Genomic DNA, 20,255 nt, shown 5'->3' with positions numbered 1-20,255 from the left:
TCCCGGGCGATATCCGGACATCCCGACTCCGGCGGTGTGCGGTCGGTCAATCCAGGTCTGCCCATTCGCTTCGCAGTTGTCGTGCGAACTCAGCTCCGGAATCTGTGAGTTCGCCCTCCGGCCGGTCGGTCAGCCGGGTGAGCGCCTGATCGGCCCGTTCCAGCGCCGCCCTTCGCCGGGGCGTGTCGTCGGTGAAAAAGACGGCGTCCGCGAGTGCGAGATCGGCCATGTCGAACAGCCGCCCGGCCGGAGTGCCGGGCACGTGCAAGTCGGTCGTGGCAATCAGCGAGAGGAACCGTGCCCGGTGTCCGGTGCGCGGCAGTTCCCGGACGAACTCGTCCGGACCGAGATCTACGGCCATACCGAGCGCACCAAGGCCATGCGTTCCGAGGCGCAGGCCCGCGCCCGCCCGAAGTGGAGTGACCGTGGTGAGGAGCGGTGCGTTCGGACGGGTGCGCCATTCCGGTACCCGCTCGTCCATCAGGCGCAGGGCTGCGAGAAGCCGTTCGGTGAACGCGTCCAGAGCGGCGGCGTCGAGGGGCGGGGCGACGGGTGCGGGGTAGCAGTCGCGGAATGGGTCGGCGTCGTCGAGAAGCAAGACGGTTCTGTCGGCCGGAGTTACGGTCCGCAGCGCGCGCCACAGGGTCGGATCGTTCATGGAGCACTGCTCACCAGTGCGCGCCCGCACCCGGAGCCGGCCCGCCCTGACGGTGGCCGTGGTGCGACCCGGTTCGGGAAGGGAGAGGGTGCCCAGGGTTGGCAGGTGGAGTTCGGTGGTGGGCTGTTCCCAGGTGAGTTCGAGGTCGACGCGGGCACGGACGGCGACTGCGGTGGCCGCGGCGGCGAGCGGTGCCGGGCCGGCCGGCGCGTGGCGCGGAAGCTCCCTCAGCGCGGTGAACAGGTAGGGGTGCACGAGGACGTCGTCGACGTGGTCTGCGGTCTCCGGATCGCCGTCCAGGCGCAGCAGGGCCCGCCGGATTTCGTCCCAGGCGGCCTTCCCGCTGTGGCGGTTCATCGAGCGGGACAGCAGGTGGCGGATCGACTCGCCCTCGCAGAAACGCAGTTCATCAGTGCTGAGCACAGCCGGGCTCAGGGCGCGGTCGGTGATCCGTTCCGCGATCCCGTCGACTAGTGCGCGCAGGTCCGAGCAGAAGACGGACGGATTCACGAAACCGTTCGAGGTGCTGTACCGGTGGGCGTACAGTCCCCCGCCGCACGATTCGACTACCGCGCAGTTCCGGCAGGTCGCGCTGAGTCCGTCGAGGCCCGACTGGCGGGCGAGGACGCCGGGATGGCGGGCGAACTGCTCGAAGCTGTTTGTCGCTATGTGGCAGCCGGTCGCCGGGGCCCCGGGGTACGCCGTCTTGAGCGAGTCCGCCTGCTCGAAGCTTCCGTCGGTTTCGATCACGGCGAGATCGCTCGGCGCCAGCCCCATCGCCTCCGTCAGGCTCGGGCCGCCGCGCAGCGTGCTGAGGACCGACTCGAAGGTCCGTACCGGCACTACGCGCCCTTGCGCGTCCCAGCGCTCGAAGACCCTGAGCAGCCACTGCGCGTACTCGGTGGGCGAGCCGGCGGGTCTCGGCGGCGGGTTGTCCCACGTCGAGTGCGGAAGGAGGTAGTCGATGCGGGGTGGGTCCAGCGAAACGAGGGTGTCGTGCACCATGACGGGATCGTTGGTCACGTCCACCGTGCACAACAGCCCGCCGTAGAGGTGCCGGTACTCGGGTCCGCGTAACAGGTCGAGGGCCCGCAGGACTCGGTTGAAGGAGCTCCGCCCCTTCCGGTCGCGCCGGTGCCGGTCGTTCGCCGCTCGGTCTCCGTCGAGCGAGACACTGACACTGACGCCGAATTCCGCGAAAACATCGAGATATTGACGATCCAGCCGGATTCCGTTTGTGTGGATCCGCAGATCGAGTTCGGTGACCGGTTCGACGGCGCGAGTGAGCTCTGAGCAGATGTCTCGCATGCGGGCGGGGCTCACGAGAAGCGGTTCGCCGCCGTGGAGGATCACGGAAACGGAAGGGAGTCGCTGCTCTTTCGCGTAGTCGGCGAGTTTCCTGGCTACCTTCTCGACCGTCGCCTCGGACATGAAGGCGGGGCGACTTCGCCAGCTCTGGTCGGCGTGTTCGTACATGTAGCAGTGGTCGCAAGCGAGATCGCATCGACTGTGGATCTTCAGGACGATTTGCCGAAGCTTCACCCGGTGAAGGGTAGCGGTGCGGGCATGGTGATCGGACCCCCGATGCCTTTACTGCCTCAGAGGGCAGAGTCGAAGGTGATCCGTTTCTTGGGGTTCTGCGAGGAAGAGGCTTCGGCAGATGCAAGTACGGATCGATCCGTCGCTCGCGTTGCGACTGTCCCTAGAGGGTCGATGGCCGAAAGGCGAGTGTGCCGCCGACGGGTGGCGGAGCGGCGTATCTCCGGCATCACCGAATCATCCATGGGAGGAATATCTATTCTATCCGCGATGGTGGCACCTGTGGGCAATGTCGAATGTGGCCTGTGCAGGGGACTGGTGATGCTCGCGACGGACTGTACCGGAGGTGGCGGAACGTGTGGCGACGATCTTCGGTACTTGTCCGGAAGTACCGGGGACTCGTCTTGAATCGGTCCCGGTGCCTAGCGGGGGCGAACCGTGTGGTGCGGGTACCACCCAGTCGAGCCGTGCGGGCACCTGCCGGGGCGACGGCACGCAGGAGGCGCCCGGGCGCCCGCAGGCTACAGCGGCGACTGCCAGACGATTCTCGTACCGCCTTCGCCCGCTTTGTCCTTGGTGCCGTCGCCGGGCCCGTCGTTCGTCGCCGCGGTGTCCGGGTTCTCGGAGGTGCCGTTCGGGGTGCCGTCGTCGTGGACGGTCAGGCGGACCCCGGGACGGCCGTCCGGCAGGGTCACCGTCACGTCGACGGCGACCTCGATCCGCGACACGCCCGCGCGCCGCGAGGCGGCGGCCAGGGCGCGCCGCAGTACGGCCAGCAGCGGGCCGGCCACCGCATCGGTGATCCGGTTCTCCACCGGGCCCGTGAACCGGGTGGACGGCCGGACGCCGAGCACCGCCGCCGCGCCGGCCGTCTCGCGCAGGACCCTGCCGCGGAACGTGGTGGGGGCGTCGGCGGGCGGCTGCTGCAGGGCGAAGATGGCGGTGCGCACCTCCTGGACCGTGGCCTCGAGTTCGTCGACCGCCCGGCCGAGGGCCGCCGACACCTCGGCAGCCTCCGTGTCACCGGCGTCGCCCCCGTGCGCGGCGTTCCTGCGCTGGGTCGACTCCAGCATCATGCCGGTCGCGAAGAGGCGCTGGACGACCAGGTCGTGCAGGTCACGGGCGATGCGGTCGCGGTCCTCGTACACCGCGAGGAGTTCACGGCTGTGCCGGGCGTCGGCGAGGACCAGGGCGAGCGCGGCCTGCGAGGCGAACTGGGTGGCCAGCAGGCGTTCCACCTCCGTGTAAGGGCGGTCGCCCCGTCCGCGCGGCAGGGCCAGCGTGCCGATGAGACGGCCCTCGGTCTGCAGGGGCAGCATCATGCTCGGCCCGAACCGGAACCGCACGGGGGTCGTCATCCGCGGATCGGTCGCCGAGTCCTCGATGAACACCGGCTCGCCACCCAGGAGTTGTCCGAGGACGGGGCTGCCGGGCGCGATGACGGTGCCCACGAGGCCGGTGGGGTCCCGCGGGGTGGCGGCGACCACGATCTCCATGCCGCCCTCGTCCGTGGGCTTGAGGATGATCCCCGCCGCGGCATCCGCGAGCATCCTCGCGCGTTCGGCGACCGTGGTCAGCGCCTCGGCCCCGGTCCCGCCGCTCAGCAGGGTGGTGGTGACGGCGGCGGCCCCCTCGATCCAGCGCTCCCGCTGCCGGGCCGTCTCGTACAGCCGGGCGTTGGCGATCGCGATGCCGGCCTGCGCGGCGAGCAGGCGCACCAGTTGCTCGTCCTCGCGGGTCACGGGGCCGGTGGACTTGTCCGCGAGGCAGAGGTTGCCGAACACCTCGTCGTCGACCCGGATGGGAACGTCCAGACAGATGTCGGCCTCGTGCGGCTCGGTGCGACCGGGGGAGCGGGACGGACCGGACGGCCGGGACTCGGGTGCCGGGGACTCCCCCGATGCCCGGGACCCCGCGGGCGCCGGGGACTCCCCGGACGGCGGGGGCTCCTCGGACGGCCGCGGCTCCCCGGACGCGAGGCCCGGCCGAGGGAGGTACGGTCCCGCCGTGCGGATCCGTACCAGCCCGTCCCGTGCCGGGTCACGCATCCCCAGCGTCGCGTACCGGGCCCCGGTCAGCTCGGCGGCGGCGTCCACGATCCGCTGGAGGGTGGCGCGCAGTTCGAGTTCGGTCCCGACGCTGAGGACCGCCTCCAGCAGGGGCGTCAGTCCGGGTACGGGGTCGGTCATGCGAGGCCCCTCGGACGGCGGTTCGCCGGTCCGCCGGTCCGTCAGTTGGCCAGCGGGTTCAGGATCATCGGCTCGATCTTGCCCTCCAGCATGTGGCCGAGGCCCTGGACGGCGCAGAGTTCGGGCCGCTCGGCGATGTGGACGGGCACTCCGGTCGCCTGCCGGAGCATCTGGTCGAGCCCGGGCAACAGCGCGCTGCCGCCGACCATCATGATCCCGCGGTCGGCGACGTCGGCCACCAGATCGGGCGGGCAGGACCGCAGCACCTTGCCGATGCCGTCCAGCACGGCCGTCAGCGGGGTCTCGATCGCCATGCGTACGGCGGCGGTGTCGACCTTCACGGAACGCGCCAGCCCGGTCGCCACGTCCCGTCCGTGGATCTCGGTCAGGGCCGGCCCGTGCGGGGTCAGCCCGTTCCCCGAGAGGGCGAGCTGCAGGGGCCGTACGGCCTGGCTCGGCAGCATCAGCTCGTGCTGGTGGCGCAGATGCTGCACGATCGCGTGGTCGACGGCCTCCCCGCCGACCGGGATGCGCTCGGCGGTGACGATCGAGCCCAGCGACAGCACGGCGAGCTGGGTCGCGGCGGCCCCGCACACCATGATCATGGTGGCCTCGGGCCGTTCGACGGGCAGCCCGCAGCCGACCGCGGCGGCGATCAGCGTGTCGACGAGCTCGACCCGCCGCGCCCCGAGCCCGACCAGCGTCTCGATCGTGGCGCGCTGGGCCAGCGGGCCCGCGTCGTGCGGCGTGCAGGCCGCGGCCCGCAGCCGGGGCTTGCGGCGCAGCGTGCGCCGGACCTTGTCGCCCAGCAGCTGACGCAGCATCCGCTGGGCCATGTCGATGTCGACGACGGTGCCGCCCGACACCGGGCGCACCACCCGGATGTACTCGGGGGTGCGGCCCGTCATGCGCTCCGCGAACTCCCCGACCGCGATCAGCGCGCCCGTCTTCGTGTTGATGGCCGCGACACTCGGCTGGTCGACGACCAGGCCCCCGCCCCGCACCCATACACGGGTCCGCGCCGCGCCCATGTCGACGGCGAAGTGACAGCGGCGAAGCTGCTCCAGACTGGCGGTCATGGCAGGTCCTCCCGAGAGCGCAGACCGTAGGGCTCCGCCGGGCGGCGGTCCTCTTCTCCAGCCTGCGGTCGCGGCCGGTCCGGCGCCCCTTTTGGGCCGCCGGGCGAGGTGCCGCCGGACGGGTGGTCCCACGGCTCTCCCCGACCTACGGTTCTTCCGGGCCCACGGCTCCTCCCGGCGTACGGCCCCTCGTTCGACGAGCGGCCCGGCGCGCTCAGGGGCCGTCCCGCTCCACGGCGTCCCCGTCCGGGGCGCCGTCGCGGAGCCGTACCGCGCAGGCCACCGAGAGTCCCGGCACGGGCCAGCGGCGCAGCCCTTCGTGCACCGCGCGCTGGGCCGCGCCCGCGCGGCGCAGCGGGTGACGCCGGGTGATGCGTCCGGCCTCCTTCACGAGGTGGTCGAGGAGCCGCCCCGACACGTCGTGGATCTCGGCGCCCACGAAGGCGACCGGATCGTCCACGTGCCAGGACAGCTCCACCGAGGCCGCGAACGAACCGCGTCCGGAGCTCGGCAGCGCCAGTTCGTGCGCGGAGCCGTGGGTGGTGAGGTCGACCTCGTAGTACGTGACGAGGGAGCGCGGCGGGCGCTTGCCCCGCGGCCGGCCGGGGTCGAGCAGGGTCGGCCGGGTGTCGGCGTCCAGGTGCACGACGGCCGTGCGCCCCTGCTCGCTGCCCCGCAGCCGGGTGAGGTCGCGGGTGGTGAACGGGCCCCGGACCAGGTCGCGTCGGACCGGTTCGAGTTCCGGGAGCCGTTCGGGCAGGTCCAGGGTGCAGTACCAGGCGACGGCCGGTCCGTCCGCCGCCGGCTGCCGGTACAGGGGGCGGAAGACGTCCGGGGACACGGCGCCGCCGCCGCGCGTCAGTTCCTCGTACAGGGGGCGGGAGAGCACGACCACGACGTCCGCGTCCAGGCGGTCCGGTCCCGGCCAGTCGCGCGGCACGGTCGGGCTGCCCGCGCGGGCGAACAGCGCGGTGTGCCAGAACGTCACCCGCAGCCTCGGGGGATCGTCCAGTTCCAGCAGCGCGCCCGGCAGTTCACGCAGCACCACGTTCAGCGCGGTCAGAACGGAGGCGTCGGGCACGGTGATCACGACATAGCCGTTGTCGCGGCCGAGCAGCTCGTACTCGTTCGGCGCCAGGTCGCTCAGGGAGAGCAGCCAGGTCAGCGTCCGGCCGAGGACGCTGTGGGTGTGCGGATCCTCGGGGAAGTCCGCCGTGTACTCGACGGCGATGACGGGGCTGCCGCGGTCCGGGTCGGCCCGCAGCTCCTCGTACAGACCCAGCAGAAGGGGGTCCGGCTCGGCCGGCCCCCGCAGGGCGTCGTACGCGCGGTAGGACTCGATGGCAGCGGTGACGCGGCCCTGGCCCTTGAGCGCGAGGATGTGCAGCCGCCGGAACTCCAGGTGCCGGGGGTGGGACCGCAGAAGCTCGTCCAGATCGTTCGCCGCGCGCCCGAAGTCGCCCGTCTCCAGGTCGAGTTCGGCTCGGGTGGCGCAGAGCGTCAGGTGCTGGGCGTGCAGTCGGTCGCGAGCAGCCTCGGCCGCAGGCCCGGGTACGCCGTCGAGGGGCCGGCCGTGCCACAAGTTGAGGGCTTCGTGGACGGCGGCCCGGGCACCGGCCGCGTCGCCCTCGTCGCGACGGGCCTTCGAGGCGGCGATCAGATCACCGAACCGGTCGATGTCGACATCCCCGTGGCCCGCGAGAAGGGCATGACCGTCCGCAGTGGTGGCCAGGACGCCGGGGCCGAGGGCGCCGCGCAGGCCCCTCGCGCAGTCGGCCAGCATCCGTCTCGAGTGCTCCGGGACTTCCGCTCCCCAGAGCCCCAGGGCCAGTTCGTCGAATGTCACCGTTTCGGCGCGACGTAGCAGCAGCATGCACAGCAGCGCCTGACACAGGGGAGCGCCGACGCTTCGATCCGTATCCCTCAGCCGGATACGGACGGGGCCGAGCAGCTGGTACCGGAATCGGGACGCCGCTCCGGCTTCGAGGACATCCGTGAACGCGGGGGACAGGAAGACGTCCTGGCCGCGTTGCTGGGTCTGCAGGTCCGCGGAGGTGAGCGCTTCGAGGGCCTCGTTGAACAGACTCGTGAACTCGGCCGGGATCCGACCTGGTTGGTCTTCGCCGTCTCCTCCCGCGAGGTCCTTCAACAGGCGGCCGAACCGGTGCAGATCATCACCCTTGACCCGCCCCACCACACGGTCGAGCGCGAAATGAGTGATCTTCACCGTGCCGTCCGGAAGAACGAGTAGGGCGTTCGGGGCGAGCCTGCCGTGCGCGACCCCTTGCTTGTGTGCGGCTTTCAAACCCGCCGCGATCTGCTGGGCCAGTGGTGCGAGGAGAGAGAAGGGCAGCCCGAAGGTTCCCGCGTCCGTGAGCTCCGCGACGGAAAGGCCCGCCACGAACTGGGTGACGAGGCAGGGAGTTCCAGCATCCATGCCGTAGTCGTGCACCGAGATCACGTTCGGGTGGTCGACCGACTGGAGCGCGTGTGCGCCGCTCAGGAAGACCTGGCGGGCCACAGGGCCAGCGGCCAGCTCCTGCACGGTCACCGTCCGGTCCGAGCGGCTGTCCTTGGCGAGCCACAGTGTGTGGCCCCGGCCCGACCCCAGTCGTCGCACGAGCTGATAGCGACCCAGTACGACACGGTCGTTCCGTGCCGGGGGCGCTCCGCCGAGGCGCCGCAGACTCTCCTGCCGTACTGCTGCGAACGGTTCGCTGCCAGTGGCCCGTTCCGTTCCGCGTCCGGGGGCGAGTACCGGGAACTGCCCGGCGGCCATTCCGGCCCGCTCGTCGATCAAGGCTCCCACACGACGGAGGAGGTGAGACGTTCGGTCGCGCGAGGTGCGGGGCAGCGTGCCGAGCAGGAGAGCGCGGACGCCAGGACGGAAGGCGTACGTTCCCGGTGCTCCGGGTCTGCTGATGAGCACCCCGCTGAGAATCACCTCGGCAAGGTGCTGTGGCTGAGGGTTCGGGTCGATCGCCGCCTGAACCAGCCTCATGACCGGGAGTTCAGGCCGTCCCAGGGCGAGATGTCCGGCGAGACGGAAGGCCTCAGGGGACGCGATGGAACGGAACCTGAGGACCAGTTCCGCGGCCGAGAGACGCTCGACGTCCCCACGGCCCGACACATCCAGGGGGGCGGGCGGAGGAACAGCGCCCACCAGTGCCACCGATCCCGGCTGCGGTCCCTGACTTCCGGCCACGAGACGCGACCAGTTGGCCAGCCATCGCGCGGAGGGCTCCAGGACAGGCAGCGGGAGCGCGGCGAGACTTCGCGGTCCCCTGACGACGCGGGAGTCGACCGTGTAGGAGGAGTTGGGCGCCGCGGGGTGAGGAGAGGCCAGCCGAGCGGCCGTCGCCGGGAGTGCCGTGGTGCGCCACAGACGTTCGGGCACCGGCTGGAGAACGGCCACGGGCATCCGGCTCGCCCAGCGGCGCAGCGCACGGTACCAGCGCTCGCCCGCTGGTCCTCCCCGCCATTGCGGGCCCATGCAGTCACTGACGAGCAGGGCGATCGTGCGCTCGTCCGCAGGCAACTCCGGGGAACCGGAACGCCGTACCGATCCATCGGCTGTGAGCCGGTGCAGTTCCACCGTGCGGAAGACGCCCGACTGGGCCAGCGCGACGTGCAGTTCCCGGACGAGAGGGCGCCAGACCGGCATCGTCGGTCCGGTGTCGTGCACGAGGTGCAGGGTCAGCCAGCGTTCCCTCATCGGACGGAGAACGGGTACCCACGCATGCGGTGCCGCTCCGAGCCGGGCGATGCGGCGCGCGGTCGCCTCCTCGTCGAGTTCCTGGCCCACGGGTGCGGGCACATGGCGTTTGAGGGGCCGCAGGGTCCGCTGCAGTGTGAGCGGGTGGGCCAGCATCGGCGGCGCCGGGGCAAGGAACGCGGCGTGGGGTACTGGGCCACTGCCGTCCCCCGGACCTGCGGGGCCGCCGTCCTCGCGGTCCCGGCCGGGGAGCATGAGCGGGACACGCTCCTCCGGTGCCGACGGGGGTGCGCTGCGGGCCGACGGCGCATCCGGCGAACCGTCGGGCTGCGCTGGCTCGCGCGCCGCAGGGCCGGATGCCGTCCGCTCGGTGCGGGCTGGGTCCGTCGGACTTCCGGGCTTCGCCGCCTGCAGGGCGTGTTTCGCAAGCCACAAGGCTTCCGCCAGCTCGACGGAGTTGGGCGGCTCGCCGTTGGACGCTCTCCGCAGCACTTGGGCCAGCAGTGCGGGACCGGCCGCCGGTCTCCTGTCGTTCACCGCAGGGCCCTCGGTGTCGGCCGGGTCAGAACTCATCGTCGTCCTGGGGGCTGCTCAGGTACGGCATCAGCTGTTCAGCCAGGTCGTCCCGCGATGTCGCCTCGAGCCCCGCAACTCCGGTGAGGTAGACGGCGTTCAGGAGCTGGTCTGTGGCGAGTTCGCCGCTGGTCCCGCGGGAGAGGAAACGGGTGATCAGCTCCTGGGCGTAGGCGTCGGGCTCGCCTAGGTGGGCGCTGACGATGGCTTCCAGATGGCCGTCGCGCGGCTGGTGGAGTTCGAGCCGGACGCACCGGCGCAGGAAGGCGGGCGGGAACTCGCGCTCGCCGTTGCTGGTGAGCACGACGAAGGGGAAGGCCCGGCAGCGGATCCGGCCGCGGGAGATGGCGACGCGATCGTCGGTACCCGCGATCATCACCTCGGCGTCCGGCGCATGCCAGGCGGTACGAACCAGTTCGGGAATCTCGTACTCGCCCTCCTCCAGGATGTTCAGCAGGTCGTTCGGCAGGTCGAGGTCGCTCTTGTCGATCTCGTCGATGAGCAGGGCGCGGGGTCGGCCGTAGGGGAGGAGAGCGGTACCCAGGGGGCCGAGACGAAGGTGGTCCTGGATCCCGCCGTCGGCGGAGACTTCTCGCTGCGGGACTGCACTGCGGTTCGCCGCGGGGCCGGCCGCGTACAGGCGGGACAGGGGGTCGTACTGGTAGAGGCCGTCGTGCAGCGTCGTCCGGCTCGTGATGTTCCAGCGCAGTACCGGCCCGAGCCTCAGTTCCCGGGCCACCGCGTACGCCAGACTCGACTTCCCGCTGCCCGGCGGGCCCGTCACCAGCAGGGGCCTGCGCAGGTACAGTGCCGCGTTGACCAGCTGCACGGCGCGGTCGGTGGCCTGGTAGGTACGAGCCCGGTGCCGGCGGTCCGGGGAAGCGGCGGAGGCGTCGTCGCTCTCGGCTGGTGTGGCCAGCTCGGGGCCACCGTCGAAATCCCGCCACGGCGGTGGTGCGGGCAGGTCTGCGATGCCGTCGTGGGGTTCGCTCTCACCGGTGTAGACGGGCCACAGCGGCATGCTTTCTCTCCTCGTGAGACGGGATGTAGCGGCTGACGTGACGACCGGCCGACCGCGGTGCGGTCTTCGAGTCTCAGCCGACGGGCGAGTGCGCGTAGCCCACAGGGTCAGGCAGGTATCTGGGGTCCTCCCACAGCAGCACCAGGTCGTGGGCCCAATGAGGGTCGGGATCCTCACGGGCGTACGCCAGCTCGCGCAACTCGTGTATGTGCGAGGGGATCTCCGAGGGCGGCAGATCCGCGAGGTGCTCCGCGAGCCGGTCCAGGAACGCCGCGCCCGCGCAGTCCTCGTGCTCCGCTCCCTCGCCCACCCGGTGCTCCCCCCGGCAGCCGCTGCGCGGCCAGAGCATCACCGGGACCGCCGCGTTCAGGCTCGCCTGGAGCAGGCGGCGGGTGCCGGGCGCGCGGGGCGGGGCCGCGAAGCCCACCATGTCGGCGCCGCGCCGCAGACCGACGGTCAGCCGCACCGGGTCCTGCCCGAGTGCCTCGCAGCCGATGCGGTGCAGTCTCGCGGCGGACTGCCCCTCGAGCCGCTGCCACTTCTGCCGCAGCTTGTGCTGGAGGCCCCCGCTGCGTCTTCGTTCCAGGTCCATCACCACCAGCGGCGCGAAGGAGCCGAGCGGGCTGTCGTCGTCGGCGCTGCGCTGCCAGTGCGCCACGTCGGTGTTGAGCCAGCGGCGCGGCAGCACGAAGGCGATCAACTCGCGAGCGCCCGGCTCCAGTTCCCGGTACGCCTCGTCGATGCGTTCCAGCGCGTAGCCGCGCACCCGGTTGGCGGGCAGGGCGCGCGAACCGACGACACGGCGGTGCCGGCCGTTGTAGGCGGAGACCTCGACGAGGAACTGGTGCTCGCCGGAGCCGCTGGGCGCGATCTCCACCAGGATCGGCGACCAGGGCTGCGCTCCCGCGGCCGGCCGGCCCGGGAGGTTCGCGGGCGGTCCGGGGCGCCGGTCGTACGCCTGTGACGGCCAGGCCCGCAGCGCGCCCCGCGTCGGCGCGTCCTCGGTGAAGTCGGCCAGACGCGCCGCGAACCGGGCGACCGCGCCGGTGTCGGGCACCTCGGAGAGCAGGTACCAGGCCGCGTCCCACAGCGACCGGAACCGCCGGCCCGGCAGGGGCGGCCCGAACGGGCCCACGGCGTCGCTGTACAGCCGTTCGGGGCTGCACTCGGGTCTGCCGTCGGGCTCCGGCCCCCGCGCCAGCACCAGTTGCCGCAGCCGTTCCTTCTCCGCCCGCCCGTACTCCGGCGTCGGGATCAGCTCGCCGAGCCGCGGCCAGTAGCGGGCCATGACGTGCGCGGGCAGCATCCGTCCGTTGCGGATCCCCGCGTCCCGCGCGGCGGAGGAGACCATGCCCACCACCCGTCCGGTGTCCGCGAGGGTCACCGCCGCGCCGCTGAAGCCGGGCGCGAGGGGCTGTCCGTGCGCCGCCCACGCCTCCAGCTGGACCCATTCGTCCGCGATCAACTGGGCCGCCGTGGCCCGGTATTCGGCGAGCGTTCCCTCCTCGAACCGCCGCGGGAAGCCGTACGCCACCAGCCGGCGCGGCGGATCGCCGAAGGCGTCCGAGGGAGCGGCGAACTCCGCGGGCCTGCGCGCGACGGAACGGTCGAGTTCGAGGACCGCGACATCGCCGGGATCGGTGTCGTGCCCGTCCCAGCCGCCGTGGGCCACCACCTTCGCCGGCAGTGCGCCCTCCTCCCCGGTGAAGGAGACGCTCAGCTGCCCGGCCGCGCCGCGGGCCACCACGTGCGCGCAGGTCAGCACGTGCCGCTCGGTGACGAGGAAGCCCGCTCCGGTCTCTCGTCCACAGGTGATTCTGGCCTGCCAGGAGCTGGTGTTCATGACCGGACGGCGGCGGTCTCCGGCACACCGGCCCCGGCTCCCGTGCCCGGTCCGGGTGCAGTCCCCGCCCCGGCTCCCGTGCCCGGCCCGGGTGCAGTCCCCGCCCCGCTGCCCGTCCCCGCCCCGTTGGCCGCCGTCGCCCCGGTCTCCGACGCCGTCGCGGAGGCGGGACCGGAGCCGGCGTGCCCCGACCCGTCCGACGCCCACGAGAGCTTGACCACCAGGTGTCCCTCGACCGCGCTCTTGGCGATCAACGCGCCCGCCTCCGCGGTGAGTTTGACCCCGAACTCGATCTCGACGGAGTCGGGCCGCAGGCTCCCGTCGCGGAACACCCGCAGCGCCGAACCGGCCGCGGCCCGCACCCCCTCCAGGGAGCCCTCGAAGGTCCGGGTCGCCTGTACCGTCCCGTCGTCCCGTGCCACCAGCCGGGAACCGGACCCGTCGTCCACGGCCTCCACGACGACTCGTGCGCCGTCCTCGGTCCTGAACTCCACCAAACCGTCCATGGCACGCCCCCGTTGTCCACCTGTCCGAGCAACGACATTGTTCCGGACCGCACTTGAGGCTGTCCCGGTTTCTGCGCCTCCTACCGGCATGTCCTGGCGGGAAGCCGCCAGGGCGCCTTCCCGCCAGGCTCCGTCGATGCCACCGCAACACAAGCCCCCCGACACTCTTCGCAAGTACCGGGCGCCACCCCCTGCCCGGTGCGCGCACGGCCGACGAAGAGAGGCCATGAATGACCAGAGGACCACTGATACGACCGGCGGCGCTGCTGTCGGCCGGGCTCGTGTTCGCGCTGCTGCCCTCGGGGCGGGCCGGTGCGCTCGCCGCGGCGGGCACCGCGGACACCACCCCCGCCCCGGCCGCGGCGAAGGCCGCCGGTACCGCGCACACCGTCACCCTCGTGACCGGCGACAAGGTGACCGTCACCGACGTCGGCGGCGGGAAGAGGACCGTCTCCGTCGTACGGCCCCGAGGGGCCACGGGAGCCGTGCGCACCCAGGTGGCGAACGGGACCGTCACCGTCGTACCGGACGAGGCGCTGCCCTACCTGAAGGCCGGCACCCTCGACCGCCGGCTGTTCGACGTGAGCGAGCTGATCCGGCAGGGGCTCACCGACAAGCAGACCGGTGAGCTTCCGCTGATCGTGACGTACGACCCGAAGGCGCGCACCACGGTCCCGGGCGGGGCCGAGCGGACGCGGTCGCTGCCGAGCATCCGGGGCGCGGCCGTCGACGCGGACAAGGGCCGGACCTTCTGGAAGGCGATGACCCGGCAGACCGGGATCGGCAAGGTCTGGCTCGACGGACGCGTCAAGGCGGACATGGCCGGGAGCAACGCGCAGATCGGCACCCCGAAGGCATGGGAGGCCGGGCTCACCGGCAAGGGCGTGACCGTCGCCGTCCTCGACACCGGTGTCGACACGAGCCACCCCGACCTCGCCGGCCGGGTCGCGCAGACCAAGAGCTTCATCGACGGGGAGGAGGTCGCCGACCGCAACGGGCACGGCACGCACGTGACCTCCACCGTCGGCGGCAGCGGCGCCGCCTCCGACGGCCAGGAGAAGGGCGTCGCCCCCGAGGCCACGCTCGCCGTCGGCAAGGTGCTCAGCGACGAGGGCTCGGGCAGCGAGTCGCAGATCATCGCCGGCATGGAGTGGGCCGCGCGTGACGTGCACGCCAGGATCGTCTCGATGAGCCTCGGTTCGACCGAGCCGAGCGACGGCACCGACCCCATGGCCGCGGCCGTCGACACCCTCTCGAAGGAGACCGGCGCCCTCTTCGTCATCGCGGCGGGCAACACCGGCGCCCCCTCCTCCATCGGCTCGCCCGGCGCCGCCGACTCCGCCCTGACCATCGGCGCGGTCGACTCCTCCGACGAGGCCGCCTACTTCACCAGTGCCGGACCCCGCCACGGCGACAACGCGCTCAAGCCCGACCTCTCCGCCCCCGGTGTCGACATCCTCGCCGCCCGCTCCCAGCTCGTGGGCGGCAGCGGCTACTACACATCGATGAGCGGCACGTCGATGGCGACCCCGCACGTCGCCGGTGTGGCCGCGCTGCTCGCCCAGGAACACCCCGACTGGACCGGCGCCCGGCTCAAGGACGCGCTGATGTCCACCTCCAAGGAACTCGACGCCTCCGCCTACCAGTTGGGCGCGGGCCGGGTGAGCGTCCCGGACGCCGTCGACGCGAAGGTCACCGCCACGGGCAGCGTCGACCTCGGCTTCGTCGGCTGGCCCTACGACGACGACAAGCCCGTCACCAGGACGATCACCTACTCCAACTCCTCCGACGCGGCGGTGCGGTTGACGCTCGCCGCGGAGGGGGCCGGCGAGGGTGTCGCCACCCTCGCCGACACCACGCTCGACGTGCCCGCGCACGGCACCGCCTCCACCACGCTCACCGGCGACGGCCGGAAGGCGCCCGTCGGGCAGACCTCGGGCCGGATCGTGGCGTCGGTGGACGGCACCCCCGTCGCGCACACCGCCTTCGGACTGGTCAAGGAGGAGGAGCGGTACACGCTCACCGTCCAGGTGAAGGACCGGGACGGCTCCGCGGCCGCCGCCTACCTCGTCGTGCAGCAGCTGGCGCAGGACGTCGACCCGTACGCGACGGCCGTCGACGACTCCGGCACGCTGAAGCTGCGGCTGCGCCCCGGCACGTACAGCCTCACCTCGTTCCTCGACGTGCGCGGCGGTCACGGCGCCGACTCCCTCGGCCTCGGCTTCCTCGCCGCACCCCAGATCGCCCTCGACCGGGACCGCGAAGTCACCCTGGACGGACGGACGTTGCGGGAGATCAGCGCCAAGGTCGACCGGCGCACCGAGACCCGGCAGCTGATCATGGAGTACGACCGCGCCGGCGGCGGCTCCGACCTGTTCGACGCGGTCCAGCTGCCCGTCAAGTACGACAGCATCTTCGCCGCCCCGACCAGGAAGGTCACCGAGGGCACCTTCGACTACCGGACCGTGTGGCGGCTGGGCAAGCCGCTCCTGGAGGTCGCGGGCGTCAAGGAGACCGTCGTCCAGCCGGGCACCACGCTGACCGAGGGCCGCACCAGGCTGCCGCTGGCCGACGTCGGGACCGGGCCGTTCACCGGCGTGCGCGGCAAGGCCGTGCTCGCGAGGCTCACCGACGGCGTCTCACCGACCGTGCTCGCCCAGGCCGCCCAGGACGCCGGCGCCAAGGCGCTGTTCGTCACCGACGACTCACCGGGCCGCCTCAACGCGTGGTTCGGTACCGACGCCTACGAGGACCGGCCGCTGCAGGTGGCCACCGTCGACACGGCGGACGCGGCACGGCTGCGCGCGCAGCGGACCGTCGACATGACCGGCACCCGCAACTCGCCCTACGTGTACGACCTTTCGCACGGTCACCAGGGAGCCGTCCCGGACCGGAGCCTCGCCTATGAGCCCGGCCGCGGTGAACTGGCCGTGCTGGAAACCAGGTTCCATGCGGCGAAGCCGGTGTCGGGCAGCGAGTACCGCTACTCGATCGTCGATCCCTTCCCCATCGGGCTCGGCTTCCAGGAGCGGATCGACTACCCGGCCGAGCGCACCGACTACGTCTCCAGCGGTACCGGACAGACCTGGTCGGAGTCCGTGTACGCCGGGACGGGCGCGCTGGAGGAGCGCAGCGGCCTGGTCGCCTACCGGGGCGGCACCCATCGGACGCTGAACTGGTTCAAGCCCGTCTGGCACCCCTGGCTCGGCACCGGACTCGGCTGGGGGCAGCAGCGCGCGGGCAACGTCATCCAGTTCAACACGCCCGGCTGGGGCGACTCCGGGCCCGACCACACCGGCTTCGGCGACGTGTGGAGCGACGACACCGGGATGACGCAGTTCACCGAGGTCCACCAGGACGGTGTCCTGCTCGCCCGGCGGCAGAGCTCCGCGGGATACGTCTGGGACGCGCCCGCCGACGAGCACACCTACAAGGTCGTCACGGACACGACCCTCGACCCCGGGCGCTGGAAGCTCTCCACCAAGGGCCACAGCGAGTGGACCGTCCGCTCGGCGGCCACTCCCGAGGACCACTGGACCTTCCTCCCGCTCATCAACCTCGGCTACGACGTCGACACCGACCTCGCGGGGAACGTGCGCGGCGGCCGGGTTCCGGTGAGCATCCACGCCGAGTACGTGAAGGGCGCGCCGGACACCGGCACCCTCGGCGGCGGAAGGCTGGAGGTGTCCTACGACGACGGGGCCACCTGGAAGAGCGTCCCGCTGAGCGGCGGCGGCACGGCCCGCTGGAAGGGCACGCTGAACGTTCCGCGCGGCGCCGCGTTCGTGTCGCTGCGGGCGTCGGCCCACGACGACCGGGGCGGTTCGGTCAGCCAGGAGATCATCCGGGCGGTGGGTGTCCGGTGACCGGTCGCCGGGTGGCGGGCCGCCCGGGGCGGGAGCCCGCCGCCCGGTCCCTTCCCTCCGGAGGGCCGCCGCCACGGTGACGGTCCGGAGAGGGGGCGGCCACGCTCGTGTCGCCCGCGCGAAGCGGGCGGCCACCGTCCTGGCGCCCCTGTGAAGCAGGCGGCCGCCGGTTCCTCCCGGGAGTGAGGAGCCGGCGGCCGCCGCCCGTTTCCGGCCTCAGGGGCGGTGCGGCGCGATGCCCCGGATCACGCCCAGGTCCAGCAGGTCCTGCGGCCGGACCCGGAGCTGGTCCGCCGTCGCCCGGACCTCGTCGGCGGGCCGCTTGAGGATCGCGGCCGCCGACTCGGGCGCGATGACGGAGAAGTAACTGTCCGGCGTGGCCCAGGTGTTGCCGGGGGCGGCCAGAGCCAGCGCGCCGCCCGAACCGCCCTCGCCGATCACCAGCGTGGTGACGGGGGTCCGGGCGGTGGCGAGCGCCGCGAACAGGTCCGCGATCGCCGAGCCGGCCCCCTGCCGCTCGGCGAGCGCGTCGTTCGCGGCGCCCGGGGTGTCCACCAGCGTCAGCACCGGGATGCCGAGCCGCCCCGCCATCCGCACCAGCCGGGCGGCCGTGCGGTATCCGGCGGGACGGGTCGGGGTCCCGCGCTGGGCGGCGTACGCGACGGTCCGCCCGTCCTGCGCCTGGCCGAAGCCGCACAGCACGCCGTCGTCGGTGCCGCCGCAGCGGTCGCCGCCGATCGCCGCCCTGCGGGTGAAGTACGCGTCCAGGTAGGCCTCGGCGCGCGGGCGTTCGGCCGCCCGGGCGCGCCGCACCGCCTCCCACCCCGTCGTGGGCAGGTCGGTGGCTTCGCCCAGCGCGGCCGGGACGGGCGCCGCCCCGACGGCGGGCCGGGTGAGCAGGTCCAGCCACAGGGCGAGCGCCTCCCGCAGCCCGTCCTTCGGTACGAGGGCGTCGACCGAGCCCGCCACGACCTGCGCCTCGGCGGTGTACGCGGCCGGGTCGGCGTCTGGCGGGCGGACCCGGGAGCCCGCGAAGGCGACCTGGGCGCCGGGCAGCGCCAGGGTCACATCGGCGCCCGCGCCGAGCGTGGCCCAGCCCCCGCCCGTCGTCGGGTCCCGCAGGACCGCGATCTGCGCCAGCCCCGCCTCCCTGAGGAGCGCGGACTGCCGTGCCACCCGCTGGAGCTGGGTGAGCGCGAGCATGCCCTCCTGCATCCGGCTGCCGCCCGTGGCGACCAGCGAGACGACGGGCAGCCGGTGCGTACGGGCATAGTCGTAGGCCGCCTCCAGACGGTCCCCGGTGCGTTCGCCGAGGGAGCCGCCGAGGAAGCCGAACTCGAAGGCGACGAGGACGGCGGTGACCGGACCGAGCGGGGCCCTGCCGTCGATCGTGGTGCCGAAACTCGCCGTCCCGAAGGTCGCGGTGCCGCAGACGACGGACTCCGCCTCGCCGGTGCGCTCCGCCGCACGCGTCCGCGCGTCGCCGTACCCCTTCCAGGAGAGCGGACCGTCGGGCAGGAAGTCACCTTCGGGACAGGGGAGTTCGGCGAAGCTGTCGGTGACCAGGGCGATGGCCTCGCGGGCCGAGATCCGTTCAGTCACGCGGCAGCTCCCGCTTCAGGATCTTGCCCATGTCGTTGCGGGGCAACGCCTGAAGGAAGCGCACGGTGCGGGGCCGTTTGTGCGGGGCGAGCCGGCGGGCCACGTGGTCGGCCAGCTCGTCGGCGGACGGCGGCCCCTCGGGGTCGAGCGGGACGATCCAGGCCGCGACGCGCTCGCCGAGGTCGGCGTCCGGCTCCCCGGCGACGGCGGCCTCGCGCACCCCCGGGTGTTCGAGCAGCGCGTTCTCGATCTCGCCCGCGCCGATCTTGTGACCGCCGCTCTTGATCAGGTCGGTGGCCCTGCGGCCGACGATACGGACCGAACCGTCGGGGTCGAGGACCGCCATGTCGCCCGTGCGGAACCAGCCGTCGGCGGTGTACGCGTCCGCGGTGGCGTCGGGCCGGTTCAGGTACTCGGTGAAGAGGTTCGGCCCGCGCACCTGGATCTCGCCGACGCTCTCGCCGTCGTACGCCCCGGCCGGGGTGCCGTCGGCCTCGTACCAGGCGATCGCCGTCCCGTCCTCCTCGACGAGCCGCAGACCGACGCCGGGCAGCGGCACGCCGACCGTGCCGGGGCGGGGCTCCCCGTCGGCCCGCACGCTCGTGTTCATCAGGGTCTCCGTCATGCCGTACCGCTCGACGACCCCGCGCCCGGTCGCGGCCCTGATCCGCTCGTGGTCGTGCAGGGGCAGCGCCGCGGAGCCCGACACGAGCAGCCGTGCCCCGCCCAGCGCCGCCGCGAGAGCGGGGTCCTCGCCGAGCGCCTCGGCGAGCCGGTGGTACATCGTCGGCACGCCGAACAGCATCGTCGCCCCGGAGCCCAGCTCCCGCGCCACGCCCTCGGCGCTGAACCGGCCCAGATGCCGTACGGACCCGCCGCGCCGCAGCGGGCCCAGGACGCCGATGATCAGCCCGTGCACATGGAACAGCGGCAGACCGTGCACCAGCACGTCGTCGCCGGTCCACTGCCAGGCGTCGGCCAGGGCGTCCAGGGTCGCGGCGATCGCGCGGCGCGGGACGACCGCGCCCTTGGGCGGACCCGTGGTGCCGGAGGTGTAGACGACCAGGGCGGGGGCGCCGGGGTCGGTGACCACGCCGGAGCCGGCGGTCCCCGCGCCACGGGGAGCCTCGGCCTCCGCGCCACCGGGGACCTCGGCCTCCGGGCCGCCCCCCGGCCGCGCCCGTGTCGCCGCCGCCTCCGCGTTCACCTCGACATCGATGCGGTCCAGCGTCCGGAGCTGAGCGGGCAGCAGGTCCCCCGGGGCGGCGAGCACCAGGGACGGCGCGCTGTCGCCCACGATGTGACCGAGTTCCGTCTCCCCCGACCTCGGGTTCAGCGGCACGGCCGGCACACCGGCGAGCAGCGCGGCCACGACACCCACGGCCGTCTCCAGGGTGGGCGTCGCCCAGACGGCGACCCTCCCGGCGCCGTCGAGCCGTGCGGCCAGTGCATGCGCGCAGGCGGACAGTTCCGCGTACGTCAGGGAGCGGTCGCCGAAGCGCAGCGCGGACCGGTCCGCGACCGAGCCGCCCACCAGGGCCGGGAAGAGGGAGAACACGAGGACTCCTTGCCGAGAGGACTTCACCGGGAGGGACACGTTCTTCCTACACGATCGGAATCCGGGACAGGGCGGTCGGCCGCCCGATCGCGCCGAGGACGTGGAG

At 72.9% G+C, this 20,255-nt stretch carries 10 protein-coding genes; 1 reads left to right on the top strand and 9 read right to left on the bottom strand.

Annotated features, from left to right (window positions below; genetic code table 11):
• Positions 1-46: 46 nt before the first annotated feature.
• From fxsBH to ACFYYF_RS26905, 7 genes are all read right to left on the bottom strand, one after another.
• The gene (gene fxsBH / locus ACFYYF_RS26935; protein ID WP_388780060.1) at positions 47-2,200 is read right to left on the bottom strand and encodes a radical SAM/SPASM protein FxsBH, inactivated beta-hydroxylase extension form; all 2,154 of its coding nucleotides are present in this window, start codon (positions 2,198-2,200) and stop codon (positions 47-49) included.
• Between the two features lie 518 nt (positions 2,201-2,718).
• The gene (locus tag ACFYYF_RS26930; RefSeq protein WP_388780058.1) at positions 2,719-4,386 is read right to left on the bottom strand and encodes a GAF domain-containing protein; all 1,668 of its coding nucleotides are present in this window, start codon (positions 4,384-4,386) and stop codon (positions 2,719-2,721) included.
• A 41-nt stretch (positions 4,387-4,427) separates the two neighbouring features.
• Positions 4,428-5,465 carry a rod shape-determining protein gene (locus tag ACFYYF_RS26925; RefSeq protein ID WP_361677703.1) on the bottom strand — a complete coding sequence of 346 codons (1,038 nt, stop codon included), beginning with the start codon at positions 5,463-5,465 and terminating at the stop codon, positions 4,428-4,430.
• A 214-nt stretch (positions 5,466-5,679) separates the two neighbouring features.
• Positions 5,680-9,753, bottom strand: a complete 4,074-nt coding sequence (locus ACFYYF_RS26920; protein ID WP_388780057.1) for an SAV_2336 N-terminal domain-related protein — start codon at positions 9,751-9,753, stop codon at positions 5,680-5,682.
• The gene (locus tag ACFYYF_RS26915) at positions 9,743-10,774 is read right to left on the bottom strand and encodes an AAA family ATPase (RefSeq protein ID WP_388780055.1); all 1,032 of its coding nucleotides are present in this window, start codon (positions 10,772-10,774) and stop codon (positions 9,743-9,745) included. The genes ACFYYF_RS26920 and ACFYYF_RS26915 overlap by 11 nt, the downstream gene beginning before the upstream one ends.
• 73 nt (positions 10,775-10,847) lie before the next feature.
• The gene (locus ACFYYF_RS26910; RefSeq protein WP_388780053.1) at positions 10,848-12,617 is read right to left on the bottom strand and encodes a trypsin-like peptidase domain-containing protein; all 1,770 of its coding nucleotides are present in this window, start codon (positions 12,615-12,617) and stop codon (positions 10,848-10,850) included.
• Positions 12,614-13,123 (bottom strand): CU044_2847 family protein, encoded by a 510-nt coding sequence (locus ACFYYF_RS26905; RefSeq protein ID WP_388780051.1) that lies wholly within the window; start codon positions 13,121-13,123, stop codon positions 12,614-12,616. Before ACFYYF_RS26905 ends, ACFYYF_RS26910 begins: the two co-directional genes overlap by 4 nt.
• A 230-nt stretch (positions 13,124-13,353) precedes the next feature.
• On the opposite strand from ACFYYF_RS26905, the gene ACFYYF_RS26900 reads away from it, so the two are divergent.
• The gene (locus ACFYYF_RS26900) at positions 13,354-16,989 is read left to right on the top strand and encodes a S8 family serine peptidase (RefSeq protein ID WP_388780049.1); all 3,636 of its coding nucleotides are present in this window, start codon (positions 13,354-13,356) and stop codon (positions 16,987-16,989) included.
• A 216-nt stretch (positions 16,990-17,205) separates the two neighbouring features.
• Here the strand turns inward: ACFYYF_RS26900 and ACFYYF_RS26895 are convergent, their stop codons facing one another.
• Complete coding sequence (locus ACFYYF_RS26895; protein ID WP_388780047.1) at positions 17,206-18,591, bottom strand: carboxyl transferase domain-containing protein; 1,386 nt, start codon at positions 18,589-18,591, stop codon at positions 17,206-17,208.
• Complete coding sequence (locus tag ACFYYF_RS26890; RefSeq protein ID WP_388780045.1) at positions 18,584-20,149, bottom strand: acyl-CoA synthetase; 1,566 nt, start codon at positions 20,147-20,149, stop codon at positions 18,584-18,586. The genes ACFYYF_RS26895 and ACFYYF_RS26890 overlap by 8 nt, the downstream gene beginning before the upstream one ends.
• Positions 20,150-20,255: the final 106 nt, after the last annotated feature.

Origin of the sequence: Streptomyces sp. NPDC001914, assembly GCF_042891215.1 — a bacterium.
GTDB lineage: Bacteria > Actinomycetota > Actinomycetes > Streptomycetales > Streptomycetaceae > Streptomyces.
Note: the sequence above shows the minus strand (reverse complement) of the source record. Positions and strands in the feature narration are given on the sequence as shown.